Source organism: Rhizobium sp. PDO1-076 (genome assembly GCF_000247475.1).
GTDB lineage: Bacteria > Pseudomonadota > Alphaproteobacteria > Rhizobiales > Rhizobiaceae > Allorhizobium.
This window is the reverse complement of the sequence record NZ_AHZC01000077.1, coordinates 18,831-45,613: the sequence shown is the minus strand read 5'-3', so window position 1 is coordinate 45,613 and position 26,783 is coordinate 18,831. Positions and strand designations below refer to the sequence as shown.

At 60.5% G+C, this 26,783-nt stretch carries 23 protein-coding genes; 7 read left to right on the top strand and 16 right to left on the bottom strand.

Annotation, left to right across the window (positions count from 1 at the left end):
• The first annotated feature begins 237 nt into the window (after positions 1-237).
• A complete protein-coding gene (gene dnaE, locus PDO_RS06325) occupies positions 238-3,735 on the top strand; it encodes a DNA polymerase III subunit alpha (protein WP_007599374.1) in 3,498 nt (1,165 codons plus the stop codon).
• A gap of 3 nt (positions 3,736-3,738) precedes the next feature.
• Here the strand turns inward: dnaE and PDO_RS06320 are convergent, their stop codons facing one another.
• The 5 genes from PDO_RS06320 to PDO_RS06300 all read right to left on the bottom strand — a co-directional run bounded on the left by PDO_RS06320 (position 3,739) and on the right by PDO_RS06300 (position 8,370).
• Positions 3,739-4,992, bottom strand: a complete 1,254-nt coding sequence (locus PDO_RS06320) for a L,D-transpeptidase family protein (protein WP_007599373.1) — start codon at positions 4,990-4,992, stop codon at positions 3,739-3,741.
• 154 nt (positions 4,993-5,146) lie between these two features.
• The gene (locus tag PDO_RS06315; RefSeq protein ID WP_141649828.1) at positions 5,147-5,866 is read right to left on the bottom strand and encodes a YoaK family protein; all 720 of its coding nucleotides are present in this window, start codon (positions 5,864-5,866) and stop codon (positions 5,147-5,149) included.
• 170 nt (positions 5,867-6,036) lie between these two features.
• On the bottom strand, positions 6,037-7,323 hold the full coding sequence (locus tag PDO_RS06310) for a DNA polymerase IV (RefSeq protein ID WP_007599371.1): 1,287 nt from the start codon (positions 7,321-7,323) through the stop codon (positions 6,037-6,039).
• Between the two features lie 118 nt (positions 7,324-7,441).
• Entirely contained in the window at positions 7,442-8,077 is a 636-nt protein-coding gene (locus tag PDO_RS06305) for a hypothetical protein (protein WP_007599370.1), read from the bottom strand.
• Positions 8,077-8,370 carry a DUF3572 domain-containing protein gene (locus PDO_RS06300; RefSeq protein ID WP_007599369.1) on the bottom strand — a complete coding sequence of 98 codons (294 nt, stop codon included), beginning with the start codon at positions 8,368-8,370 and terminating at the stop codon, positions 8,077-8,079. The genes PDO_RS06305 and PDO_RS06300 overlap by 1 nt, the downstream gene beginning before the upstream one ends.
• 136 nt (positions 8,371-8,506) lie before the next feature.
• Here PDO_RS06300 and PDO_RS06295 point away from each other — a divergent pair, with 136 nt between their 5' ends.
• Together PDO_RS06295 and PDO_RS06290 are read left to right on the top strand one after the other, a co-directional pair.
• Positions 8,507-8,878 carry a response regulator gene (locus PDO_RS06295; RefSeq protein ID WP_007599342.1) on the top strand — a complete coding sequence of 124 codons (372 nt, stop codon included), beginning with the start codon at positions 8,507-8,509 and terminating at the stop codon, positions 8,876-8,878.
• An 11-nt stretch (positions 8,879-8,889) separates the two neighbouring features.
• A complete protein-coding gene (locus PDO_RS06290) occupies positions 8,890-10,263 on the top strand; it encodes a PleD family two-component system response regulator (RefSeq protein WP_007599341.1) in 1,374 nt (457 codons plus the stop codon).
• Positions 10,264-11,049: 786 nt separating this feature from the next.
• Here the strand turns inward: PDO_RS06290 and rpmG are convergent.
• The 5 genes from rpmG to topA all read right to left on the bottom strand — a co-directional run bounded on the left by rpmG (position 11,050) and on the right by topA (position 18,393).
• Positions 11,050-11,217, bottom strand: coding sequence for a 50S ribosomal protein L33 (gene rpmG, locus PDO_RS06285; protein WP_007599340.1), 168 nt, complete (start codon positions 11,215-11,217; stop codon positions 11,050-11,052).
• 96 nt (positions 11,218-11,313) lie between these two features.
• A complete protein-coding gene (locus tag PDO_RS06280) occupies positions 11,314-12,492 on the bottom strand; it encodes an MFS transporter (protein WP_007599339.1) in 1,179 nt (392 codons plus the stop codon).
• 284 nt (positions 12,493-12,776) lie between these two features.
• On the bottom strand, positions 12,777-13,229 hold the full coding sequence (locus PDO_RS06275) for a DUF983 domain-containing protein (RefSeq protein ID WP_037072800.1): 453 nt from the start codon (positions 13,227-13,229) through the stop codon (positions 12,777-12,779).
• Between the two features lie 83 nt (positions 13,230-13,312).
• A complete protein-coding gene (rnr, locus tag PDO_RS06270) occupies positions 13,313-15,586 on the bottom strand; it encodes a ribonuclease R (RefSeq protein WP_244426365.1) in 2,274 nt (757 codons plus the stop codon).
• An 89-nt stretch (positions 15,587-15,675) separates the two neighbouring features.
• Positions 15,676-18,393, bottom strand: a complete 2,718-nt coding sequence (gene topA, locus PDO_RS06265) for a type I DNA topoisomerase (RefSeq protein WP_007599335.1) — start codon at positions 18,391-18,393, stop codon at positions 15,676-15,678.
• A gap of 250 nt (positions 18,394-18,643) precedes the next feature.
• Here topA and PDO_RS06260 point away from each other — a divergent pair, with 250 nt between their 5' ends.
• Complete coding sequence (locus PDO_RS06260; protein WP_037072785.1) at positions 18,644-18,877, top strand: hypothetical protein; 234 nt, start codon at positions 18,644-18,646, stop codon at positions 18,875-18,877.
• Here PDO_RS06260 and dprA read toward each other — a convergent pair.
• The 4 genes from dprA to PDO_RS06240 are packed head-to-tail and all read right to left on the bottom strand — an operon-like array spanning position 18,830 to position 22,887.
• Complete coding sequence (dprA, locus tag PDO_RS06255) at positions 18,830-19,987, bottom strand: DNA-processing protein DprA (RefSeq protein WP_007599326.1); 1,158 nt, start codon at positions 19,985-19,987, stop codon at positions 18,830-18,832. The two genes, PDO_RS06260 and dprA, sit on opposite strands and share 48 nt — an antisense overlap.
• Positions 19,988-19,994: 7 nt before the next feature.
• Positions 19,995-20,612: a glycerol-3-phosphate 1-O-acyltransferase PlsY gene (plsY, locus tag PDO_RS06250; protein ID WP_007599325.1), complete on the bottom strand. Its 618-nt coding sequence runs from the start codon at positions 20,610-20,612 to the stop codon at positions 19,995-19,997.
• A gap of 26 nt (positions 20,613-20,638) precedes the next feature.
• On the bottom strand, positions 20,639-21,934 hold the full coding sequence (locus PDO_RS06245) for a dihydroorotase (protein WP_007599324.1): 1,296 nt from the start codon (positions 21,932-21,934) through the stop codon (positions 20,639-20,641).
• A complete protein-coding gene (locus PDO_RS06240; protein WP_007599322.1) occupies positions 21,931-22,887 on the bottom strand; it encodes an aspartate carbamoyltransferase catalytic subunit in 957 nt (318 codons plus the stop codon). Before PDO_RS06240 ends, PDO_RS06245 begins: the two co-directional genes overlap by 4 nt.
• Positions 22,888-23,009: 122 nt before the next feature.
• On the opposite strand from PDO_RS06240, the gene PDO_RS06235 reads away from it, so the two are divergent.
• On the top strand, positions 23,010-24,662 hold the full coding sequence (locus tag PDO_RS06235) for an acyl-CoA dehydrogenase family protein (RefSeq protein WP_007599320.1): 1,653 nt from the start codon (positions 23,010-23,012) through the stop codon (positions 24,660-24,662).
• Here the strand turns inward: PDO_RS06235 and PDO_RS06230 are convergent.
• Positions 24,644-25,579, bottom strand: coding sequence for an AEC family transporter (locus PDO_RS06230; RefSeq protein ID WP_007599318.1), 936 nt, complete (start codon positions 25,577-25,579; stop codon positions 24,644-24,646). The two genes, PDO_RS06235 and PDO_RS06230, sit on opposite strands and share 19 nt — an antisense overlap.
• A gap of 78 nt (positions 25,580-25,657) precedes the next feature.
• Here PDO_RS06230 and PDO_RS06225 point away from each other — a divergent pair, with 78 nt between their 5' ends.
• On the top strand, positions 25,658-25,975 hold the full coding sequence (locus PDO_RS06225) for a hypothetical protein (protein WP_141649827.1): 318 nt from the start codon (positions 25,658-25,660) through the stop codon (positions 25,973-25,975).
• A complete protein-coding gene (locus PDO_RS06220) occupies positions 25,972-26,310 on the top strand; it encodes a DUF6105 family protein (protein WP_007599314.1) in 339 nt (112 codons plus the stop codon). Before PDO_RS06225 ends, PDO_RS06220 begins: the two co-directional genes overlap by 4 nt.
• Here PDO_RS06220 and ruvX read toward each other — a convergent pair.
• Positions 26,241-26,741, bottom strand: coding sequence for a Holliday junction resolvase RuvX (gene ruvX, locus PDO_RS06215; protein ID WP_007599312.1), 501 nt, complete (start codon positions 26,739-26,741; stop codon positions 26,241-26,243). The two genes, PDO_RS06220 and ruvX, sit on opposite strands and share 70 nt — an antisense overlap.
• Positions 26,742-26,783 lie beyond the last annotated feature (42 nt).

The following is a 26,783-nucleotide window of genomic DNA, read 5'->3' as shown; positions in this document are numbered from 1 at the left end:
GAACAAAATAAAAACATAAAGAGACAGGAGACAGACATGACCGAGATACTTCGTGACGTTGCTGCATTCGCCTCCCTTGCTATGTTTGTTGGCAGCATGTCGCTGATCATGCTGGCACTCTGACGCACTCCTCCGGCAAAGCTGTAGAGAGAGGCTTTGCCGGATCAAACTCCGCTGGACTTCGCATCTTCGAACGTTGAAAATTGCGCCGATTCAAAATGCGTGAGGATGGACCCGATGGGCGAAGCAAACGGCGGCAAGGAAACTTCCGATCGGTTGGGTGGAAGCCCGGGTTTTGTGCATCTTCGCGTGCATTCGGCCTTTTCACTTCTGGAAGGCGCCCTGCCGCTGAAAAAGATCCTGGGCAAGGCCGTCTCCGATAGCCAGCCCGCGATTGCCATCACCGACACCAATAATCTCTTCGTCGCGCTCGAATTCTCCCAGAAGGCAATCGGTGATGGCGTCCAGCCGATCATCGGCTGTCAGCTGTCGATCGAGATGGAGGATTCGTCCGGCGAGAAGCGCAATGGCCATGTCGGGAAATTGCCGTCGATCGTCGTTCTGGCAGCCAACCCGGCTGGATACGAACGTCTGGTTGACATCGTCAGCCGCGCCTATCTCGGTGGCGATGTCGGCCATGCCGTGCACGTGAAGATGTCGTGGCTCGAGGAAGCCGGGACCGATGGGCTGATTGCGCTGACCGGTGCATCCGACGGACCTGTCGACCTGATGCTGAAGGACGGCCACAAGGCGCAGGCCGAGAGCCGCCTTCTGGCGCTGAAGGCGCTGTTTGGCGACCGGCTGTATGTCGAACTGCAGCGCCATGGCAATTATGATCGTGGCCATGAGCGTCGTATGGTTCAGCTCGCCTATGATCACGACCTGCCCTTGGTGGCGACCAACGAAGCCTTCTTCCCGTCGCGGGCCGACTACGACGCCCATGATGCCCTGATGGCGGTTGCCCACAATGCGATCGTCTCGGACGACAACCGGTTCCGCTTGACCCCGGATCATTATCTGAAGAGCCGGGCCGAAATGGTCGAACTGTTTTCGGATCTGCCGGAAGCGCTCGACAATACGATCGAGATCGCTCGCCGCTGCTCCTTCATCCTCGACACGCGCAAGCCGATCCTGCCGCGTTTCACCAGCGGCAGCGACGATCCGCTGGAGGCCGAGCGCGAGGAGGCGCTGGAACTGCGCCGACAGGCGGTCGAAGGCCTCGACATGCGCCTGGCAACGCTCGGCATGGCGAAGGGCTACGCGGAAAACGAGTATCGGGAAAGGCTCGATTTCGAGCTTTCGGTCATCGAGCGCATGAAGTTCCCCGGCTACTTCCTGATCGTTGCCGACTTTATCAAATGGGCAAAACAACATGACATTCCGGTCGGCCCCGGTCGTGGTTCCGGCGCAGGGTCTCTGGTCGCCTATGCGCTGACGATCACCGACGTCGATCCCCTGCGCTTCTCCTTGCTGTTTGAACGCTTCCTCAATCCGGATCGCGTCTCGATGCCCGACTTCGACATCGACTTCTGCCAGGATCGCCGCGAAGAGGTCATTCGCTACGTCCAGCAGAAATACGGCCGCGAGCAGGTGGCACAGATCATCACCTTCGGTTCGCTGCAGGCCCGGGCGGCCTTGCGCGATGTCGGTCGTGTTCTGGAAATGCCCTATGGCCAGGTCGATCGCATCTGCAAGCTGGTTCCCAACAACCCGGCCAATCCAACACCTTTGTCCAAGGCGATCGAGGAAGAACCGAAATTCCAGGAGGAGATCGACAAGGAGCCGGTCGTCGGTCGGTTGCTCGATATTGCCCAGAAGATCGAGGGCTTGTATCGCCACGCCTCGACCCACGCAGCCGGCATCGTCATCGGTGACCGGCCTCTTTCGAAGCTGGTCCCGATGTATCGCGATCCGCGTTCCGACATGCCGGTCACCCAGTTCAACATGAAATGGGTCGAGCAGGCGGGCCTGGTCAAGTTCGACTTTCTCGGCCTGAAGACCCTGACCGTCCTGAAGACCGCGGTCGATTTTGTCGTCGAGCAGCGCGGCCACAAGGTCGATCTGGCGGCGATCCCGCTGGACGACCAGCCGACCTACGAAATGCTGTCACGTGGCGAAACGGTCGGCGTCTTCCAGGTGGAAAGTGCCGGCATGCGCAAGGCGCTGATCGGCATGCGGCCCGACTGTATCGAGGACATCATCGCTCTGGTGGCGCTCTATCGTCCGGGCCCGATGGAAAACATCCCGACCTACAACGCCCGCAAGCATGGCGAAGAGGAAATCGAGACGGTCCATCCGTCGATCGATTATCTGCTGAAGGAAACCCAGGGCGTTATCGTCTACCAGGAACAGGTCATGCAGATCGCCCAGGTCCTGTCGGGCTATTCGCTCGGCGAGGCCGATCTTCTGCGCCGCGCCATGGGCAAGAAGATCAAGGCCGAGATGGACCAGCAGAGCGCCCGTTTCGTCGACGGCGCGATGAAGAATGGCGTCTCCAAGCCGCAAGCCAGCAACATCTTCGAACTGTTGGCCAAGTTCGCCAATTACGGCTTCAACAAGAGCCACGCCGCCGCCTACGCCATCGTCTCCTACCAGACCGCCTTCATGAAGGCGCATTACCCGGTCGAGTTTCTTGCAGCGTCGATGACGCTCGATATGTCTAACACCGAAAAACTGGTTGATTTCCGCCAGGACGCCGGTCGCCTTGGCATCGAGGTCGTGCCGCCGTCGGTGCAGACCTCGTTTCGCCATTTCCAGACCGGCCCGAACAGGATCTTCTACGCGCTCGCCGCGATCAAGGGCGTCGGTGAAGCGGCGGTCGATCACATCGTGCAGGTCAGGGGTGATACGCCGTTTGCCGATATCGAGGATTTTTGCCTGCGCATCGATCCCAAGCAGGTCAACCGCCGCGTTTTCGAAAGCCTGATTTCCGCCGGCGCCTTCGATTGTTTCGGCTATGATCGTGCTGAAATGAGCGTCAGCCTCGACCGGATCATGGGTTATGCCCAGCGCGCCCAGGAAAATGCCGTCAGCGGCCAGTCCGATATGTTCGGCTCCGGCGGTGCGAGCGGCCCGGAACGCATCGCCTTTGCGCCTTACACGCCGTACCTGTCCTCCGAAAAGCTGATGCGCGAATTCCAGGTGCTCGGCTTTTATCTCTCGGCACACCCGCTCGATGCCTACCGCTCGCTGCTCGACAAGCTGCGCGTGCAGAATTTTGCCGATTTTTCCGTCGCGGTAAAGCAGGGGGCGACCGCCGGACGACTGGCCGGCACCGTGATTTCCCGTCAGGAACGCAAGACCCGCACCGGCAACAAGATGGGCATTGTCACGCTCTCCGATGCATCCGGGCAATATGAGGCGGTGCTGTTCTCCGAAGGCCTCAATCAGTATCGCGATCTGCTGGAATCCGGCAAGTCGCTGGTCATTACGGTGGCAGCCGAAGAGCGCCCGGAAGGTATCGGCCTGCGCATCCAGACGGCGCAATCGCTGGAGGAACAGTCGATCCGCATGCAGAAGGCGATGCGCGTCTATGTTCGCGATTCAGGGCCATTGCGCGCCGTTGCAGCGCATCTCAACGCCCGTGGAGACGGCCTCGTCTCGTTCATCGTCATCAAGGATGACGGCAAGCGCGAGATTGAGGTCGAACTGACGGAAAAATTCCGCATCTCGCCGGAGATCGCCGCTGCCATGCGCTCGACGCCGGGTGTCCTTGACGTTGAACTGGTGAGCTGACACTCAGCTTCTAGGAGCGGGCCGTGTCACGGTGATGAAGTCCGTTCCGTCGCCGGTCTCCGTACCGAGGCCGATGTCCGAAATTGTAATCGAGGTGCCCTCGCTGAGCATGGTCTCGATCTTGGCGCGGATGTCACCCGGGATATCGATCCGTGTCAGTGCGGCTTCGGCGCTGAACACGGCCTGATCGTCTGCCGGTGAGACAATACCGAGCCGCTTCATTGCCGGCTTCGTCAGGTGGTTTTCCAGCGTGACCGAACGCCATTCGGCCTTGCCCTTGTAGCGGTCGACCGAGATTGCCTCGATGAAATGCGTGCCGAGCGCAAGCTCCGGGCTTTCAATCGAAATCGGTGCTTCGAACAGCGGCTTGAAGTGCTGTCGAATCATGATCTGGCCGGCTGGAGGCGGCCCCTTGCCGGCAGACTTGTAAAGCGCGGCGAGGAAGCTCTTCGACAGGATGGCATCACTCTTTTCGATGGATTTCCAGCGCTTGTAGCCCTTGATCGCGGCAATGGTTTTGGAACCCAGCAAGCCGTCCGCAATGCCGACGTCAAAGCCGAGATCAGCCAGCAGGTGCTGGACGTCGAGTATCTGTTCGCGCTCGCTGCGCCGGGTGATGAGAATTCGCAGCGCCGGCTCTTCGTCTTCGAGAACCAGCGAGGCCGACGCACCTGCTTTGGGAGGTAGCTGGTTCATCGCCACTTCGACCGGCTTCAGCAATGCATCGATCGTCGTCGGACGCAGTTGAGCATCCGACAGCAGCTGGCCATCGGCAACCGGAATGCGCGGCACGAAGAGCGTCGAATGCGACAGCGTGCGCGGCATCACCGGCTCATCGGTGATGATCACATGCGCGCCCCGTTCCGTCATGGAAAACAGTGATTTGGCAAATCCGGTCGGCAGGCGCACGCAGCCATGCGAGGCAGGATAGTTCGGCACCTTGCCCTCGTGCAGGGCTATGCCGGACCAGGTCAGTCGCTGCATGAACGGCATCGGTGCGTTCGAATAGAGATTGGACTCGTGATACTTGCGCTTCTCCAGGATCGAGAACACGCCGGATGGCGTCGTGTGGCCGGCCTTGCCCGTCGAAACCTTGGACGTCGCCACGATCTGGTCACCGTCATAGACGGTCAGCGTCTGGTCGGTCTTCGAAACATAGATCTGCAGCGGTCCCGACCCATTGGCATGGCTTGGCGAGACAAGTGCCGTGCTGGCGGCAAGACAGAGACCGAAGGCGAGGGCAAAACGCTGGAACATGGACCGACCATTGATACGCAATACTGGATGGCGCCGATCCTAGGGCGCGAAGTTTAAGAAAGGTTTTGTCTGGGCCCGCCCGATTGGCGCAAACACGCGACTGTGAAGTCTGTCACTGCGATATTCACAGGGTGGATGCCCCGCAACGTTTGCATCAAGCTGAACGCGCTACACGGGGTCGCAACTGCGGCGAGGCCAGCGCCAGAAGCAGCGCAGCAAGCGGCAGCGAAAATCCATAGCCCAGATGCTTGAAGCCCAATGCGCCGATGAGACCGCCAAGAAAAAACATCGTGACGATCGGCACCAGCACCCCGAGTTTTTTCCCGTCGGCGGTCATGGGGGCATGCTGCGCCATGCGCGCCACCTTTCGATATCCGAGCTTGCCAAGTTCGATGCCGATATCGGTGACCATGCCGGTCAAATGGGTTGTGCGGATGCGAGCACTTGAAATCTTGGTGATGGTGGCGTTCTGCAGGCCCATGATGAAGCACAGCAGCGGCCCCGTCGAAATCGCCATGATCGGCGCATGCGGCAGAAAGGCGCCGATAGCGCCGAAGACAATCAGCAGGCCGGATTCCAGCGCCAGCGGATAGGCATACTGCTGGTGTCGCCGATGACGCCTTGCCCAGTTGATCAGGATTGCCGAGCAGGCAGCGCCGGTCGTGAAGAAAACGAGTGCCGCAAGACCGACGCCCACGAGCCCGACAAGCCCAAGCGCCAGATTGTCGGCGATGGACGAAACGATGCCGGTCATATGCGATGTATATTGGCCGATCGCCAGGAAACCGCCGGCATTGATCGCGCCGGCAACGAAAGACAAGACCATGCCGAGCATGATGTCATTCGGCGTGTTGCGCCGATGTGAAGCCGCCATGCGAAAGATCCTCAGCGACTTGCGTCGTGCGAGCCGCCGCCGTCGCACCTTTATCTTCTCGCTATCCGAAACGGTATGCATTGCGTTGTCCTAAGAAGCATTTTGTGTCCGCGACAGCGTCAATCACTGAAACTGAGTGTCGCAACTATCGCGCCTTCGCCGCAAGCACTCTACGAGCGCTTGGTGGGAAAGGTATAACCGGTCTGCACGGTACCCTTGCCGAACTTGTCGCGCAATTTGTCCATGGCGGCCTCCGCGGCGGCCCGTCTCGATGCCTGCGCATCGACCAGGTCGGGCGGATCGGCGACGGACGGATCCTTGAGATCGCTGACCCCGATGCCGATCAGCCGAAAGCGCGTGCCGTCGGTCTCCTTTTCGAGCAGGGACAAGCCCGTGCGGAAAATCCTGTCCGCCAATTGCGTCGGATCGTCCAGCTTGCGGTTGCGGGTTCGCGTCTTGAAGTCGGATGTCTTCAGTTTCAGCACGACGGTGTGGCCGGCAATGCCGTTCCGCTTCAATCGCCATGCCACCTTCTCCGACAGTTCCCTCAGATGTTTGATCAGCTCATCCGCCCGGCTGATATCCTCGAAAAACGTCGTTTCCGCCGAAACGCTCTTGGCGGCCTCGTTGGCATGCACCTCGCGATCGTCGATCCCGCGCGACAGCCGCGCCAGCCGCTGTCCCATGACGCCGTAGCGCCGCATCAGGTCCGTTTCATCCATGGTCTGCAACTGGCCTATGCTGCGGATGCCGTCCTGCGCCAAGGTGGTGGCCAAGGCCTTGCCGACGCCCCAGATCATCGTCACCGGCTTGTCTGCTAGAAACCGTAGGGCTTCTTCTTCGCCGATCACCGAAAAGCCACGCGGCTTCTGCAGATCGGAAGCCACCTTGGCGAGAAACTTGCAGTAGGAAAGCCCGACCGAGATCGTGATGCCGATTTCCTGCTCGACCCGCCGCGCAAACCGCGCCAGCACCATGGCCGGCGGTTCGTGATGCATCAGCTCCGTCCCCTTGAGCTCGAGAAAAGCCTCGTCAATCGAGATCGGCTGCACCAGCGGCGTCAGTTCCTCCATCAGCGCCCGCACCTCGCGCCCGACACGCACATATTTTTCCATGTCCGGCCGGATGACCACGGCCTGCGGACAGGCTTCCAGCGCCTTGAACATCGGCATGGCGGAGCGGACGCCATGAATGCGCGCGACATAACAAGCCGTCGAGACCACCCCACGTTTGCCGCCGCCGATGATCACCGGCTTGTCGATCAGGTCCGGATTGTCACGTTTTTCGATCGACGCATAAAAGGCATCGCAGTCGACATGAGCGAGGGTCAGGCGGCGGAGTTCCGGGTGGTAGACAAGCCTCGGGCTCCCGCAGGCGTGACAACGCTTGCGGCCGTCTGGCTGCCCCTTGAGGCAGTCGCGGCAAAAGCCCGGAAACTGTGATTCGGTGCGGGTCATGGCAGGAACAAAAATTGAACATCGCCACAGTAGCCTATGTTTTGCACCGTACAAGTCATCACAACAGCCGAATATCGGCCGCCCACTCTTTTCGCTCTGACGGACGGGTTGGTTCGACTCAGATGGCAAAATGCCTGGTGATCATGCTTTTCGCCTCAATCCAGTCGGCCACCTTGCACACATGTGCCTGGGGCGGCGGAGCGAATGTGTGGATCTCGATCGGCGGCGGCATGTAGATGAGCAGGCAGGCGGGGACATGCTCGCCGACCGAAGTCAGGTTATGCGCCATGTCGTCGACAAAGGCGACGGGCAGGGACCTGTCCGCATGCAGCGCGGCCACCAGTGGCCCCTTGGCTTCATCGGCGGCGATCAGCGGATAATGAAGCGTCAACTGGTCAAGCAGCCGACGACGGGCATCGGTGTGTCGTGGCGGCATCGCCGTGAGGAATACCAGATCCGCTGTGCCGGCCAGGCTGTGCAGGGCATCCACCGCCTCGGCAAATGGCGTCTGCCAGCGTTCCTGGGCAATGAAGAAGTCGTCGATCAGCGCCTGGACGGCGGGCGCCTCCAGAACGGCCTCGTCAAGGTCGGAGACGATATTCCCCGTCAGCTTGAACGAACGCGGAATGAGGCGGTGGCCCCGACTTTCGAGAAACGCAGCGAATGGCGTCGCAAATTGCAGCACGACATCATCGACATCGCAGACGATCAGTGGTTTATCGGTAAGACGGATATTGCCGATGCCGGCTGCCATCAGATTTCGCCGGATCCGAGCGTCGGCTGCGAATAGCGCTGGGCCGCGGCCATGACGGTTTCGGGCTTCGTCCCGGTCGCTGCGCAAAAGGCCATCAGCGTCGGTTCATGCGCCATCAGGAAGTCCAGCATGCCGGCGAGGAAGCCGGGATCATTGACCGCCTGGCGCATCTGGTCCGGCCGCACGCCGGAAAGCGCCAGAAAACGAGAGAGCATGTCGGGCTCGCTCGCGAGCCAGCCGAGAACAGCCACCGCCGTTGCTTCGGCATCCTGGTGTATATGCCTGTTTTCCATCAAGTCTTTTCCTGTCTGCCTGTCGAATTACCGATTTCGAAACCAAATAGCACTACCTTGCGTGATGACGGAAGATGCAACCCGCCGCCGGATCTCGCGTTTAGATCTGTAAGGTGCGGGATAAGGGACCGGGTGAATGCCGAAAAAGGTAATGATTGTTGAAGACAATGAGCTGAATATGAAGCTCTTCCGCGATCTTATCGAGGCCTCCGGCTACGAGACGGTGCAGACCCGCAATGGCATGGAAGCGATGGATCTTGCCCGTCGTCACAAGCCCGATCTCATTCTCATGGATATTCAGTTGCCGGAAGTGTCAGGTCTTGAAGTGACAAAGTGGCTGAAGGAAGATCCTGATCTGCATGTGATCCCGGTCATTGCGGTCACGGCCTTTGCCATGAAAGGTGATGAGGAGCGCATCCGTCAGGGCGGTTGCGAGGCCTATGTCTCCAAGCCGATTTCGGTGCCAAAATTCATCGAAACCATCAAGACCTATCTCGGGGACGCGTAAGGAAACCAGAAATGACCGCGCGCATCCTCGTTGTCGATGATATCCCCGCGAATGTGAAGCTGCTCGAAGCACGGCTGATGGCCGAGTATTTCGAAGTGCTGACTGCCGACAATGGCCGTGACGCGCTCAACATCTGCGACAGCACTCAGGTGGACGTCATCTTGCTCGACATCATGATGCCGGAGATGGATGGCTTCGAAGTTTGCGAGCGGCTTAAATCCAATCCCCGCACAGCCCATATTCCGGTCGTCATGGTCACGGCGCTAGATCAGTCTTCCGATCGCGTGCGCGGGCTGAAAGCGGGTGCCGACGACTTCCTGACCAAGCCGGTCAATGACCTGCAGCTGATCTCGCGAGTGAAAAGCCTTGTCCGCCTGAAGACGCTCAGCGACGAACTACGCATCCGCTCCGACGAGGCGCGCCACGCCGGCATCGAGGACGCACTGCGTCTGCACGACGGGCGCCTGGACGAGCCGGCGCAGATCCTGCTGGTCGACAGCCGCGGCGCCTCGCAGGAGCGCATCATCAAGTCCCTGAAGCCGATCGCCATGGTTAGCGCCATGTCTGATCCCCAGGCAGCGGTGTTTGAAGCGGCGGAAAACCCCTTCGATCTGGTAATCGTCAACTGCAATCTCGAGGACTATGATCCGCTTCGCCTGTGCTCGCAGTTGCGCACTCTGGAGCGGACGCGTTTCATCCCTATCCTGCTGATCACCGAGCAGGGCGACGAGCAGATGATCATTCGTGCGCTCGATCTTGGCGTCAATGACTATATCGTCCGACCGCTCGATCCCAACGAACTGGTGGCCCGTACGCTGACCCAGGTGCGCCGCAAGCGTCTCAACGATCAACTGCGCAACAGCGTGCGCCAGACCGTCGAACTCGCCGTCACGGATGGCCTCACGGGCCTCCACAATCGACGCTATCTCGACAATCACCTGCGGACGCTATTTGCCCGCGCCATGGCGCGTGGCCGGCCGCTGACGCTCTGCATCACCGATATCGACCGCTTCAAGCAGGTCAATGATGTGCATGGCCACGATGCGGGCGACGAAGTGCTGAAGGAATTCGCTGGACGCATCCGCGGGACTGTGCGGGGGGCAGACCTCGCATGCCGTTACGGCGGCGAGGAATTTGTTGTCGTGATGCCGGATACGTCCGCCGAAGTTGCTACCGTGGTGGCCGAGCGCCTGCGCGGCATGATCGAGGCACGGCCCTTCCAGCTACGGTCCGGCGAGAAGTCGTTGATGCTGACTGCTTCCATGGGCATTGCTACGATGGGGCCGGGTATCGTTACACCCGAGCAGTTGCTGAAACAGGCCGACCGCGCGCTTTACGAAGCGAAGAACTCCGGTCGCAACCGGGTCGTCGCTGCCGCAGCGTGAGGCGGCGATCTGCGGGTTAAAATTCCATCACTAAAATCAGGGTGTTGCGTTGACCCTGCCGATTGACAATTATGCGATTGTTCACAGCTTTTTGGTCTGCATTCCAAGTGAGCATAGATTCCTAATGCTGATGTGATTTTGAGCAGTTACAAAACAGACCTTCTGGCGGTGGCCAACTATTAATTTGTTCACAGTGTCCTACAGGACACACTGTGGCGCGTCGAGCGCAACCATCCGGTTCGATAATATTACAAGAATTGGCGCATATACGGCGGGCCATGATCGGATCCGTGTTGTCATTCATGTTTTTGGGATGTTTCAACTGGGATATATTCGGAAATTGCTTGGTCAAGGCCAAGTATAAATTCCGCCTGCATTGTCCCGAGATCAGTTTATGCACAATCCTTGATAGTTAATTTAACCATAATTGAATCGCTGACTGTCTCGCGGTTAATAAAGTGTTGATTTTTTTCTCCAGTTGAGTGATTTTCACTGTGTGGAACAAAACCTCTCAAAGAGGTTCTTGATACCCCATGATGCTCAGGTCCGCCGCATCTCCTGGGTCGTGGGGTCGGTCGGTCGGCATGCAACGTCCAAAACGGTTCCTCGTGCCGTGTTTGCGTACCGACCGACCCCCTAATTGAAAAACACCGGTCTCCGAAAGGAGGCCGGTGTTTTTCGTTTCAGCAGCTTGTCTGGAGCCGACAGATGTCCCTCAACGCCAGCACAAAAGAAAAAGGCGCGTCACTCGCGTGACACGCCTTTTTTATAGGAAGAGATCGAGAATTACTTGATCTTGGTTTCCTTGAACTCGACGTGCTTGCGCGCGATCGGGTCGTACTTCGTCTTGTTCATCTTATCCGTCATCGTACGGCTGTTCTTCGTGGTAACGTAGAAGAAACCCGTGTCGGCCGTCGACAGAAGCTTGATCTTGATGGTTGTAGCCTTGGCCATGGTCGTCCTGCCTCTAATAAACAAAGCCGTGGACGACTGAACGAGGCCCCCGGCAAATCTGGCGCGAAACTACAAATCGCGCCCGAAAAGTCAAGTCTATTTCGGCCTAAAAAGCCAACGCCCCAGGGAAACAACCACATAGAGGGCAAAGAAACCCGCTATTGCCCAGGCAAAACCGTCATTGCCGGAGATATCGATCGCCGCGCCAATTGCTTGTGGACCAGCAACGGTCCCCACCGCATAGCAGAAAACGAAGGCGGCATTGGCCGCTGCAAGGTCTGCGCCGGTGAGTCGCGATCCCAGATGGCTGAGCCCGATCGTGTAGAGCCCGGAGACGCTACCGCCCCAAAACAACAGCACCACGGCCATCAACTGCCAGTTCGACGACAGCCAGGGCAGGGCAAGCGATCCGGTAAGGCCGACCATGGCAAGCGCCGACAGCAGCAGTCGGCGGTCCTTCATCCGGTCGGACAGCAGGCCGAGCGGGATCTGGAACACCATGTTGCCGATGCCCATGACGGTCAGCAGCAGCGCCGCCTGTGTCTCGCTGAAGCCGGTGCGGGTGGCGTAGATCGGAAACAGCGAAAGGCCGCCGGCTTCCACTGCGCCGAAGACGAACACGGCGACGGTCGCGCTTGGAACCAGGAAGACATAGCGCAGAAAATGCCGTTCCGGTTTTTCGTCCAGCACCGGGCTTTCATTGCGGGCGATATAGATAGGTATCGCCGCAGCCAGGATGGCAATCGCGCCGATCAGGAACGGCAGCAGACCTTCGCTGCCGATGACGGAGAAGAGCAGGGGGCCGGATGCAAAGCCCACCGCAAGGACTGTGGCATAAATTCCGAGCACGAGCCCACGGCGCCTCTGTGGGGCGGCGGCATTGATCCAGAATTCTGACAGGATGAACAGTGTCGTGGTCGTGCCGTGAAAGACCAGTCGCAGTGGGAACCACATCCAGAACTTTTCGGCATAATAGAAGCCGACTGCGCTGATCGCAGCCAGCACGACGGCCCAGAGCATGGTGCGCGCGACGCCGAAGGCATGCGCCATCTTGGTGGAAATCGGCGCGGCAATCATCGCGGCGATGCCGGCCATCGCCGAATTGAAGCCGATCAGCGTCGACGAGATGCCGCGTTTTTCCAGGATGATGCTGAGCAGCGGAAGGCCGAGGCCGATGGCAATGCCGACAGCCGAAATCGCCGAGATGGCCGCAACCAGCGACGGCCAGTGGATATCGTCGCGGTGGCCGTTGAGGCCGTTGCTCGGCTCAGACATGCAATGCCCTCAGGCCACAGCAAAACACTGCGCCGCAGGTGCAAGAAGGAATGTCGAGCCTGCGCAACAGGAAAACGGGCATGTCGAATGGCATTGGTGCTTATCTATCTCCGAGGATGTCCATAAGGACTGCGGCATGTTCAGATCGCAAATAGTGCGCAAGTCAAGTGGCCGTGTCGCCAACCGGCAAGGCGAATCGGCTTGAGATCGCGGCCAGTTCTGTTTCTATCGATAAACACGGGCATAAGGTTGAAGCTATTGTGACGATACCGGCGCTTTGGCCATCATTCGTCGCGTGCCGGAAGGGGAGTCTCGACCTCGTCCTCGCGGCCGCTGAATCCGTGCATCCTCAGCGCCCATTGCAGGCCGACGACACCGCCCTTGATCGGCTGCAGGCTGAGCAGCGAGGCAATCACCCCGATCGGGGCCCAGATGGCGAAATGCACCCAGCCGGGAGCAGGGAAGGCAAGGTCGGTCAGCATGAACCCGCCGACGAGCACATGGCCGAGCACCAGGATCACCAGATAGGCCGGCAGATCGTCGGCGCGGTGGTGATGATAGGCTTCGCCACATGACGCGCAATTGTCGACGACCTTGAGATAGTTGCGAAACAGCTTGCCCGAGCCGCAGGCCGGGCAACTGTTCAGCATGCCGCGCTTGATTGAGCGTCCGAGTGGACGTTCGACCTGGGCGCCACCGCCGAATGTGGCCACGCTGTCCGCCTGGTTCGTATCCATCCGGCTCCCACCCATCTGGTTTGCTGTCATGTCGGTCATCTCCATGGTGACTGATGCCACCGTCAACGCAATGGTGACGGATGTCACCGTCTTGGGCGGTTGGGCCGCGTTCCGGGCGTCTTCGCGCCGCGCCGACCCGCCTTGTGAAACGAGCGGGTGCCGACCGGCAGCTTTCGGCCTTCGCTCAGCATCTCGAACCGCAAGGCACCGGCAAGCGGTGCCGCTTCGGCCAGCTTGACCTCGACGCTGTCACCCAACTGATAGCCGAGGCCGGTTCGTTCGCCGACCAGTGCCTGATGCGCTTCATCGTATATATAATAGTCGCGACCCAGCGTGGACACCGGCACGAAGCCGTCTGCGCCAAATTGCGGCAGGCTGATGAACAGGCCGGCCTTGGTCACGCCGGAAACCCGGCCATCGAATTCTTCGCCGATCCGGCCGGCGAGATGATGGGCGATCAACCGGTTGATCGTGTCGCGTTCGGCTGCCATGGCACGGCGCTCGAAGGTCGAGATCTCGGCGGCGATATCGTCGAGGCTTGCTTCTTCCTCCGGCGTGATACCGCCTTCGCCAAGACCCAGCGAACCGACCAGCGCCCGATGTACGATCAGGTCGGCATAGCGGCGGATCGGCGAGGTGAAGTGCGCATATTTCAACAGGTTGAGGCCGAAATGTCCGATGTTTTCAGGACTGTAGATTGCCTGGCTCTGGCTGCGCAGCACCATCTCGTTGACCATGATCTGGTGCGGCGTATCGACCGCCTTGGCCAGGATGCCGTTGAACGAGTTGGAGCGCAGATTGCCGCCCTTGACCAGCGAGAATCCGATCGTCGCCAGGAATTCGCGCAGCACCTCCTGCTTGGAGAGTGTCGGCGCGTCATGGATGCGGTAGACCAGCGGCTGGCGCTTCTTTTCCAGTGTCTCGGCCGCCGCAACGTTCGCCTGGATCATCATCTCTTCGATCAGCTTGTGCGCATCGAGCCGTTCGGGAACATGCACACGGTCGACGGTGCCGTCTTCCTTGAGAATGATCTTGCGCTCCGGCATGTCGAGTTCGAGCGGCTGGCGCCGGTCTCGCCCGCGCTTCAGCGTCGCATAGGCTGCCCATAGCGGCTTCAGGATGGGCTCGAGCAGCGGCCCGGCCTTGTCGTCAGGCTTCCCATCGATCGCTGCCTGCGCCTGCTGGTAGGAGAGCTTGGCGGCACTCTTCATCATGATGCGATGAAACGTGTGTCCGGCCTTGCGTCCCTCGTGCGAAAAGACCATGCGCACCGCAAGGGCCGGGCGATCGACTCCTTCGCGCAGCGAGCAGAGATCGTTGGAGATGCGCTCGGGCAGCATCGGCACGACGCGGTCGGGGAAATAGACCGAATTGCCGCGCTTCAGTGCCTCGCGGTCCAGCGCCGACTTCGGTCGCACGTAGTAGGAGACGTCGGCAATCGCCACGGTGACGATCACGCCACCCGGATTGTCCGGTGAAGGATCGGGCTCGGCATAGACCGCATCGTCGTGATCCTTGGCGTCGGCCGGATCGATGGTGATCAGCGGCACGTCGCGCCAGTCCTCGCGATGCGACATCGAGGCCGGCTTTGCCTCTTCGGCTTCGGCAATGACCGATTGCGGGAAGATATAGGGAATGCCATGCGCATGGATGGCGATCATCGAGATCGCCTTTTCCGTGGCGACGGATCCAACCACGTTCAACACCCGGGCCCGTGTCAGGCCGAAGCGGCTGGAACGCGCAACTTCGACTTCGACCAGATCGCCGTCCTTGGCCTCTCCAAGATCCGTCGCATCGATCTGCAGTTCTTCGCCGCGCCGTTCGATCGGCATCAGGCGCGCGCTGCCGTCTGCCATGGCGCGCACGACGCCGAGCAGCGCCCCGCGCTGCTTGTCGATGATCTTGATGACACGTGCCGTATAGGCTGGGCCGGCCCGGTCCTTGGACGGAAAGATCTTCGCCAGCACCCGGTCGCCCAGTCCGCCGACCGGCGTCTTGCCTTTGGTGCGGTCGCTGCTCGACTGGCGGATGGATACGGCAGGTGCCGCGCCAAGCTCCTCCGGCCATTCCGCCGGACGCCCGATCAGTTCGCCATCCTTGTCGCGGGTAGTGATGTCGAGGACTGTCACGGGGGGAAGCGCGCCGGGACGCGCTAGCGTCTTGCGGTTCTTGGTCAGCATGCCGTCGTTTTCGAGATCCTTCAGCGCCTGCTTCAACTCGACGCGCTGCTCGCCCTTCAGGCCGAATGCCTTGGCGATCTCGCGCTTGGAGGCCCGGTCCGGATTGTCGGTGATGAACTGCATCAGCACATCGCGTGGCGGAACCTCGCCGTGGATGATCACCGGCTTGTCGTGCACGGCACCCGCTGCCGCGTTCGCCGCCCGCCGAGCCTTGCGATTGGCGGGGCCGGTCGAGTGGCCATGTTCACGCGGCAGTTTGGTCAATGTCAGCTCTTCTTCGCTTTGCTGGTCGCCTTGGCCTTCGGCTTGGCGGCGGATGTTTTTACCGGCTTGGCCTCGGCGCCATCGGCAGCCTTGGCTTTCGCCGTCTTTGTGGTTTTTGCCCCGGTCTTGGCTGCTGCCTTGGTACCGGTCTTGGCTCCGGCCTTGGCGGGTGCCTTCTTGGCCCTGGCCTTGCCGCCGCCATCCTTGGCGATGCGCTCGGCGATGAGAAGCAGCGCCTCTTCCACCGTGACCGCCTGTGGCTCCTTGCCCTTCGGCAGGGTCGCGTTGACCTTGCCCCAGTTCACATAGGGGCCATAGCGCCCTTCGCGAACGGTCATCGCGCCGCCATCGGGATGGTCGCCGAGTTCCTTCAGGGCCACGGCCGCTGTGCGACCGCCCGGTCCCTTACTCTGCTTTTCAGCCAGAACTGTGACCGCACGATTGAGACCGATGGTGAACACGTCCTCGATGCTCTCGACATTGGCATAGGTGCCTTCATGCAGGACGAAGGGACCATAGCGGCCGAGGCCTGCCGAAATCACCTTGCCGGTTTCCGGATGCAATCCGACTTCACGCGGCAGGGCAAGCAGCGACTGCGCCTTGTCGAAATCGATGTCCCCCGGAGACCAGCCCTTCGGCAGCGAGGAGCGCTTGGCTTCCTTGCCGTCGCCGCGCTGGACATAGGGGCCAAACCGGCCGGACCGCAGCGAAATCTCTTCCTCGGTCACGGGATCCTTGCCGAGAGCCTTCGGTTCGTTGCCACCGGCTTCGGCCTCAGCGCCGTTTTCGGAGGAAAGCTGGCGGGTGAAATTGCATTCCGGATAGTTCGAGCAGCCGACGAAGGCGCCGTATTTGCCGAGCTTCAGCGACAGATTTCCGGTTCCGCAGACCTGGCAGATGCGCGGATCCGAGCCGTCCTCGCGCTTCGGGAAGACCAGCGGCGCCAGCGCTTCGTTCAGCGCATCCAGTACATTGGTGACGCGCAGTTCTTTGGTATCCTCGATCTGGCCGAAGAAATTGGTCCAGAAGTCGCGCAACACGTCCTTCCAGTTAAGTTCACCGGCCGAAATCCGGTCGAGCTTCTCTTCAAGATCCGCAGTGAAATCATATTCAACATAGCGGGTGAAAAAGCTTTCGAGGAAGGCCGTGACCAGCCGGCCCTTCGAATGCGGGATCAGCTTGCGCTTGTCGGTAATCACATATTCGCGGTCGCTTAGCGTCTTCAGCGTTGCGGCGTAGGTGGACGGACGTCCGATGCCGAGTTCTTCCATCTTCTTGATCAGCGAGGCTTCCGAATAACGCGGCGGCGGCTCGGTAAAGTGCTGGCTGGCATTGACCTTCTGTTTGGCCAGGGCCTCGCGGGCATTGATTTCCGGCAGGCGGCCATCCTCGTCGTCACCGTCCTCGACAGGTTCGCCTTCTTCCTTCTGGTCGGTATAGGCGGCAATGAAGCCGTCGAAACGGATGACGGAACCGACGGCACGCAGGCCGGCCTTTTCGCCATTGTTGTCGGCAAGGATCTCGACCGTCGTGCGCTCGATCTCGGCAGACGCCATCTGGCTGGCGATGCCGCGCTTCCAGATCAGGTCATAGAGCTTCAATTGGTCGGCATCGAGGTAGCGGCGAACCTTGTCCGGCGAACGGGTGAATTCCGTCGGGCGAATGGCTTCGTGGGCTTCCTGTGCGTTCTTCGCCTTGGTCGAATAGATGCGCGGCTTTTCCGGCACGTAACGCGGGCCGAACTGGTCGGCAACGGCGGCACGCGCAGCATCGATCGCTTCCGGCGCCATCTGCACGCCATCGGTACGCATATAGGTGATCAGACCGACGGTCTCGCCGCCGATGTCGATGCCTTCATAGAGCTTCTGCGCGATCTGCATCGTCCGCGAGGCCGAATAGCCGAGCTTCGACGATGCTGCCTGCTGCAAGGTAGAGGTTGTGAACGGAGGGCCCGGATTGCGCTTGACCGGCTTGGCTTCGACGCTGTCCACGGCATAACGTGCGCCCTCGAGCAGCGTTTTGATGGTGGCCGCCTGGTCGCCATTGGTCACCGAATTGCGCTGGATGCGCTTGCCGAGATGCGAAACAAGCCTTGCTTCGAAATCGTCGCCGCGCGGTGTCTTCAAAAGGGCGGAGATGTTCCAGTATTCTTCGGCGACGAAGCGTTCGATCTCGTTTTCGCGGTCGCAGACGAGACGCAGTGCCACCGACTGGACGCGGCCAGCCGAACGGGCGCCGGGCAGTTTGCGCCAGAGGACAGGCGATAGGTTGAAGCCGACGAGATAGTCGAGCGCACGGCGGGCCAGGTAGGCATCCACCAGCGGCGTATCGATATCGCGCGGATTGGCCATGGCATCGAGCACGGCCTTCTTGGTGATCGCGTTGAAAACGACGCGCTTGACCGGCTTGTCGCCGATCACCTTCTTCTTTTTCAGAAGGTCCAGCACATGCCAGGAAATCGCCTCACCTTCGCGATCCGGGTCGGTTGCGAGAAACAGTCCGTCGGAGGACTTCACCGCATCGGCAATGTCCTTCATCCGCTTGGCAGACGCCGTGTCGACCTCCCAAAGCATTTCAAAGTCGTTGTCGGGAAGCACCGATCCGTCCTTGGCCGGCAGATCGCGCACATGGCCGAACGAAGCGAGCACTTTATACCCCGGTCCGAGGTATTTGTTGATCGTCTTGGCCTTGGCCGGGGATTCTACAACTACGACGTTCATTGCTTCTTTGCGCCTTCATCAGTGCTCTTAATCGGCAGCACAGTGCCTCGGCTTTGGAATACCGATTTTCCGACATGGAGGTCGAAAGCGCTGCGGTCAAGGGGCAAAGTCGATTTTCCGCGTTTGCAACGTGATGCAACCAATAAGAGCTTTGTAGTAATTTGCAATTTTTAAGAATTGCGCTATCGTGGTTTTATCGGAACTTTGACGGCATGTCAGCGACACCGTCTGCAACTGTGGGCAATGTAGGATGGCAAGAGAGCCGATCGGTATGAATGGTCGCGAATCCAGCACCATGGCGAACATTGCCTACATCCGGCAGATGCTGGGCGAGTTGCGCGGCGTAGCCGAAAGCGAGGGCGCCGAGATGCTGTGCTATTTGATCGAAATGGCTTACGTCGAAGCCGGTGACGTCCAGTCTGGACGTCGTGCGCTGTCACTCGGACATGGCCAGCGAAACAAAGCCCCCGGGGTGCCGATCTAGCCGGCCGGCGATATCGAGTTCCAGCAGGACCAGATAGACGGACGATGCCGGCAGACCTGTATGCCGGATGATATCGTCAATTTCGACCGGTGTCGGCCCAAGCGCGTCGACGATGATCGAACGCTCATCGTCATTCGGCGGCGCCGCCATGGCCCGATGGCCGGTGTCTTCATTGCTAGGTTCATCCGCTTCCGGCTGCCGGAACAGATCGATCCGTGACAAAGGTGCCAGCGCCTGAAGGACATCCGCAGGCCGTGTCGTGACGGTGGCCCCGTCCTTCAACAGGCCGTTGGTGCCTTCACAGCGCGGATCGAGTGGTGAGCCGGGAACCGCAAACACCAGCCGGCCGAATTCGCCAGCCAGCCGCGCGGTGATCAGCGAGCCGGAGCGGGCGGCAGCCTCGATGACGACCACGCCGAGAGCCGTGCCGGCAATCAGCCGGTTGCGCCGCGGGAAGTCCCGAGCGCGGGGTTCCCAGCCGAACGGCATCTCTGAAATAGCCAGTCCGCGACCGTCGCAGATAGCGCGCAGAAGATCGATGTTTTCCGGTGGATAGGGCTGGTCGAGCCCGCCGGCCATTGCAGCGATCGTTCCGGTGTCGAGGCTTGCCCGATGGGCGGAGGCATCGATGCCGCGAGCAAGGCCGGAGACAATTGCATACCCGGCCTGGCCGATATCGCGCGCCATCATCGCGGCAAATTTGGCACCGCTGATCGACGCATTGCGTGAGCCGACAATGCCGACGGCCGGAAGCTCTGCGGCGGCAAGGTCGCCCTTTGCCGCGATCAGGGGAGGGGCACCATCGATCTGGCGCAGAGCCTGCGGATAGTCCGGCTCGCCGACGCCGATGAAGCGGGCGCCGAAACGATGCGCGATGTCCAGTTCGCGCTCTGCATCGCTGACGCTGGCGATCCGGATGTTTCGGGACGAACCACCCCGCCGCGACAATTCGGGTAGGGCGTCGAGTGCAGCTTCGGCGGAGCCGAAATGGTTGATCAGGTCGCGAAAGGTGGCAGGACCGACATTGTCGCTGCGGATCAGTCTCAGCCAGGCAATCCTCTGCCGGTCCGTCAGCGCAATTCCTTTTCGTCTTGCGCTATCGTCCGGCATGGCTCTCCTAGCCCTTTTGTCCGATCTTGCTTTCGGTTCCGGCGATCAGCCGTTCGATATTGGGTCTGTGGCGCCAAAACGTGATGGCTGTCATGGCCGCTGTTACAAGTGCAGCCTCTTCAACCCCAAGTATCCACAATGCAACCGGAATGACAAGTGTGGCCACGAGTGCAGCCAGGGAAGAAAAGCGGCTGACGAACGCAACCGACAACCATACGGCGGCAAAGACCAGAACCATCAGCGGTGCGACGCCGAGTAGCGTGCCGATATAGGTTGCCACGCCCTTGCCGCCCTTGAAGCCGAGCCAGATCGGGAAGAGATGACCGATGAAGGCGGCAAAGCCGGCCAGCAGTCCGGCATTCTGGCCGAATATCGCCTGTGCGATCACCGCCGCCGCAGTGGCTTTCAATGCGTCCAGCAAAAGTGTCACCGCGGCCAGCTTCTTGTTACCGGTGCGCAGGACATTGGTTGCGCCGATATTGCCGGAGCCGATCGAGCGGAGGTCGCCCAGACCGGCCATCCGGGTCAGAAGAAGGCCGAACGGGATCGAGCCGAGCAGATAGCCCAGAGCAAGGACAGCGACGAGCGCCGGCCAACCGATGGCGAGATAGTTGACGCTTGGCACCGTGTTTCCCCCTGCTTGTCTTTATCTTATGCGAGCGCGTGTACGCAGCGACCGGCAACATAGGTCGCGACCGCCCGTCCCGAGAAGCGCGCATCCTCGAACGGCGTGTTCTTGGAGCGGCCGAGCAATTGATCCTTCGATACCAGCCATGGTTCGTCGAGATCGACCAGCGCGATATCGGCGCTCGCCCCCGGCTTCAGGGTGCCAGCGGGCAGTCCGAAGATTTCGGCGGGCCGGGTCGACATCGCGTCGATCAATCGCATCAGCGGCACATGGCCTGCATGGTGCAGGCGAAGCGCTGCAGACAACATGGTCTCCAGTCCGCTTGCCCCGTCGGCCGCCTCACCGAACGGCAGGCGCTTGGTATCGACATCTTGCGGGTCGTGCGAAGACACGATGATGTCGATGCTGCCATCGGCAATAGCCTGCACCATGCCCATGCGGTCGTCTTCCGAGCGCAGCGGCGGATAGAGCTTGAAGAAGCTGCGATACTCACCGATGTCGTTCTCGTTCAGGCTGAGATGGTTGATCGAGATGCCGCAGGTGACCTTGGCGCCACGCTTGCGCGCCATCTGGATGGCCTCGACCGATTCCGGCACCGAGATCTGGGCGGCGTGATACTTGGCCTTGGTCAGGGCCGCGATCCTCAGATCCCGCTCCAGCGGAATGATTTCCGTTTCCTTCGGGATGCCGGACAGACCGAGCCAGCTGGCAAACAGCCCTTCGTTCATCACTCCATTGGCGGCAAGATATTTCTCGCGGGTCTCGAGCGCAACGACGGCATCGAATTCGCGCGCATAGGTCATGGCCCGGCGCAGAACCTGTGTGTCGTTCAGGCCATGACGGCCATTGGTGAAGGCGACGGCGCCGGCCAGTTGCAGCAGGCCCATCTCGGTCATTTCGGCGCTGGTCATGCCCTTGGTCAGGGCCGCTGCCGGATAGACATTGACGATCGCCGTATCGCGCGCCGTTTTCTTGACGAATTCGACCAGCGCGATGTCGTCGATCACAGGATCGGTTTCCGGCATCATGATGAAGGAGGTAATGCCACCGGCGGCGGCCGCGCGGCTTGCAGAGGCAATCGTTTCGCGATGTTCATGGCCGGGTTCGCCGACGAAGACACGGGCATCGACAAGACCCGGAATGGCGGTGAGCCCACCGCAATCGCGGATCTCGGCCCCCTCAGGCGCACCCTGGTTCTGCGCATCGGTACCGGCCGCCAGTATATTGCCATCCGCACCGATGATGATCGTGCCGACCTCATCGAGCGTGCGCGAAGGATCGAGGATGCGGACATTCTTCAGGACGAGCGGTTTCATCATGCGCCCATTCCCTCGCTGCGCGGACCGTTGTTTTGCGAGGTCAGCAATGTTTCCATCACCGCCATGCGCACGGCTACCCCCATTTCAACCTGTTGCTCGATCACGCTCTGCGGGCCGTCGGCCACTTCGGAGGCGATTTCGACGCCACGGTTCATCGGACCCGGATGCATCACCAGCGCGTCTTCCTTGGCATATTTCAGCTTTTCGGCGTCGAGGCCGTAGAAGTGGAAATATTCCCGCACCGACGGCACGAAGGCGCCGGCCATGCGCTCGCGCTGCAGGCGCAGCATCATCACCACATCGGCATCCTTCAGCCCTTCCTTCATGTCGTGGAAGACTTCGACGCTCATGTCGGCAATGCCGGCCGGCAGCAATGTCGCAGGAGCGACGACCCGGACGCGGGCTCCCATGGCGTTGAGAAGCAGGATGTTGGAGCGTGCAACGCGCGAATGCAGGACGTCGCCGCAGATGGCGACGATGATGCGCGACAGCTTGCCCTTGGCCCGGCGGATGGTCAGCGCGTCGAGCAGCGCCTGCGTCGGATGCTCGTGCTGGCCGTCGCCGGCATTGACCACGGAGCAGGCAACCTTCTGGGCGAGAAGGGCTGCCGCCCCGGCCGAGGAATGGCGCACGACAAGCACGTCCGGCCGCATGGCGTTCAGTGTCATCGCCGTGTCGATCAGCGTCTCGCCCTTCTTTACCGACGAATTGCCGACCGACATGTTCATCACGTCGGCGCCAAGCCGCTTGCCGGCAAGCTCGAACGAGGATTGCGTCCGCGTCGAGGCTTCAAAAAACAGATTGATCTGGGTAAGACCGCGCAAGGTGGAGGTCTTCTTCTCCCGCTGGCGGCTGATTTTCACGGCTTCGTCCGCCTTGTCGAGCAGGTACGTGATGTCCTGTTCGGTAAGGCCTTTGATGCCGATGAGATGGCGGTGGGGAAAGAAGACCATGGACGCCCTCCGTAGATGTCACGCGGTCTATAATGATTGGCAGGCGGCCGGGCAAGCATATGCTATGTGGATTGCGGCGCGTTCCCCATGTTAAACGAAATTCTTTGCGCTAGTAGAACGGCATGACAATAATGAACCGGACTGAAGAAAAACTCGCCGCCCTGAACCAGCCCAAGCCTTGGTCCGGTGTCAATGCCTACCGATCCGATCCGCTTCTCGTCGATCTGACCTCCACGCTCGCCCGCTCGCTTCGCGACGAATATGATGTGGTCGGCAAGTATGTGACCTCGCCCGAGGCGCAGGAACTGGCCCGCATGGCCAATGCCAGCCCACCGCAATTGCGCACCCATGGCGTGCGCGGCGAACGGTTGGATGTCACCGAATACCATCCAGCCTATCACGCACTGATGCGCCGCTCCATGTCCTCCGGCCTGCATTGCTCCGTCTGGGAAAACCAGACGGACGCCCGTGGTCATGAACACAAGGCGCGCGCCGTCCGCTACTTCCTCACAGCTCAGCTCGAAAGCGGACATCTTTGCCCGCTGACCATGACCAGCGCCTCGGTGGCAGCACTTGTCGCGTCGCCCGCCGTGCAGAAGGAATGGACGCCGAAGATCCTGTCGCGCAAGTACGATTCGGCCAACAAGCCGCCAATGCAGAAGAGTGCCGTCACCATCGGCATGGGCATGACGGAAAAGCAGGGCGGCACGGATGTGCGCGCCAATATCACCAGTGGTGAGCGGGTAGGCGAGGGCATCTACCGCCTCTCGGGCCACAAGTGGTTCATGTCCGCGCCGATGAGCGATGCCTTTGTCATGCTCGCCCAGACCAGGGATGGCATGGGCTGCTTCCTCGTTCCGCGCCTGCTGGAGGACGGATCCGCCAATGGTCTGGAATTCCAGCGCCTGAAGGACAAGATCGGCAATCGCTCCAATGCCTCCTCCGAGGTCGAGTTCGACGAGGCTTTCGGCTTCCTTCTCGGCACGCCAGGCGATGGCGTGCGCACAATTCTCGACATGGTCACCCTGACCCGCCTCGATTGCGCGCTCGCATCCGCCGGCATGATGCGTGCCTCGATGGCCGAAGCTGTGCATCATGTGCGTGGCCGTACCGTCTTCGGCAAGAAGCTGATCGATCAGCCGCTGATGACACGTGTCCTGGCCGATATGGCTTTGGATGTGGCCGCAGCCACCGCGCTCGCCTTCCGCCTTGCCGACAGCTTCGACCGCGCCCGTGAGAACCCGGTGGATGCGGCCTATGCCCGTGTCATGACGCCGGTGGTCAAATATTGGATCTGCAAGATCGCCCCCGGCCTGATCTATGAAGCGATGGAATCGATCGGCGGCAGCGGATATGTCGAGGAGCGTCCGATTGCCCGCCACTACCGCGAGGCGCCGGTCAATGCGATCTGGGAAGGCTCCGGCAATGTCATGGCGCTCGACGTGCTGCGCGTGCTCAATCGCGGCAAGGATCTCTTCGAGACCCTGTTTGCCGGGCTTGAACGCGATCTGGGTGCATCCGGCAAGAAGACCGTCGAGGTCCTGCGTGCGGCGACCGCTCTGGCTGAACGCGACGAGGGCGCCGGTCGCCTCCTGATCGAGCAACTGGCGCTGGCCGCCGGTGCGGCCGAGCTTTATCGCCTCGGGGCCGGCAAGATCGCCGATGCGTTTCTGGAAACCCGTCTGGCCGGAGGCTGGCGTCACACCTACGGCGTTCTCGATGCCCGTTTCGACGCCCGCTACGTGCTGGACCTACTTTATCCCGCCGCCACCTGAGCGACCAGATAGAGCACGGTCGGAATGGTGAAAAAGGCGGCGACCGTCTGCACGGTGGCCGCTGCCGCATAGAGTTCGGCGTCGCCGCCCATCTGTCTTGCCAGCGTATAGCCGTTCATGGCGGTGGGCACGGCAGCACCGAGCGCTATCATGATCACGGTCTCGCCACTGAGGCCGAAGAGCAGCGCGAGGCTGACCGAGACGACCGGAAACAGGATGAGCTTGAGGAAAACCGATAGGATCACGGCCGGCTGCGGCTTCACTGCATCCTGGATGCGAAGTCCCGCGCCGACATTGATCAGGCCGAGGCTAAGCGATGAGCCGGCGATGAGGTCGACCGTGGTCATCAGCGGATCGTAGATCCGGATCCCAAGCACATTGACAACAACGCCCAGCGCCGAGCCGATGATGATCGGATTGGTGATGATCCTGACCGCAAACGCCTTGAAGCTGCGACCGCGGCCGGAAAACCACACCATGATGCCGACATTGATCAGGTTGAGCGGCACGATGATCGCCGCCATTATGACGGCAATCACGGCAAGGCCGCTTGGACCGGCCAGTTTTTCGCCGATGGCAAGCGCCATGAAGCCGTTCCAGCGGGTCGCCGTCTGGAAGATCGAGGTATAGGCAGGGGCGCCCATGCCTCTGTTGCGCAGAAGCGGCCAGAGTGCCAGACAAACGCCCGACATGATGCCCACCGCGAGCAGCGAGACAAGGCTGACGCTGCCGCTGTTCATGGCGGAAAAATTGGTTGTCGCCAATGTCTCGAACAGAAGTGCTGGAAACAGCACATAGTAGCCGAACTGCTCCAGCCCGCCCCAGAAGCTGTCGTTGATCAGCGGCGTCCGCTTGAGCACGACACCGATCAGGACCAGCAGGAAGATCGGCAGGATGCTTTCGAAGATGATCAGCATGAAAAATGTCCGGACGCGCGAATTGGCAGCGCAACCGTTAAAGGGCGGGCCGCAGGCTGGCAACTGCTGAAACGGGGGATGGGCGCTCGTGCGCCAACGCCTTGCTCTGACTTATCCCCAATCGCCGTTAACCTTAACAAAGGGTTTACATTGCGCTGCGCGAGCGAACGCTGCAACTTTGCCATGGGACAGACGTTAAAGGGCAGGGCAGTGACGGGTGACGCGTCGGTACGACTGATCTTGACCATCATGATGATGGTCTTCTTTGCGGGATTGGCACTCGATATTGCCGTTCCTGCGGTCGCGCTGACGTTGATGGCGGCATTGAAATGGCTGGTGGAAAACTGGCCGGCGGCGAATGATTCGCCGTCTGTGCGAAAGGCAGAAACGGCATGAAGACATTCCTGCTTTTGTGGGCCATGCCCATAGTGCTTCTGGGCACCTGGTACGGTCTGTCCTACTACGACATGAGCTTCGGCATCTTCATGTTGACGCGACAGGCGCATGAGCTGGTCTTCCAGATCTATGGCAATGTTCTGGGTATTCCGCCGGAAACCATTCCGCCGCTGGTCATGCGCGCGATCGTGGTGGACAGCGCCGTGCTCTTTGCCATCATCGGCTTTCGCCGCCGCAAGAAGATCATCGCGTGGTGGAAGGCGCGTCAGGAAAAGTCTGAGCCGGTCTCATCCGAGGCGCGTGCCAGCATGGACAGCCTGTCCAGTGCACCCTGAAGAATGAAGCTGGCCGCCGCCGAATCGATCCGCTCCTTGCGCTTGGCGCGTGACACATCCATTTCCAGAAGCGCCCGTTGGGCGGCAACGGTCGACAGCCGTTCATCCCAGTAGATGAAAGGTATGTCGGTCTTTTCCGACATCGTGCGGACAAAGGCGCGGGTTGCCTGAACCCGAGGTCCCGCCGAACCATCCATGTTTGTCGGCAGTCCAATGACGAAGGCTGCAATCTTTTCTTTCTCGGCAAATGCCAGCAGCACCACAGCATCCTGTGTGAACTTTGTCCGGTGAATGACCGGACGCGGCGTGGCAAAGCGCCGGCCAAGATCCGATGCAGAGAGCCCGATCGTCTTGGTGCCGAGATCGAGACCGGCAATCGCCTGGTTCGGCAGAAGCGTTTCGGCGAGTTCCTCAAAGGTCAGCGTCGTCATTTCTGTTTTCCGGTCTTTCTCGCTCGTGCCTACTATCCGTCA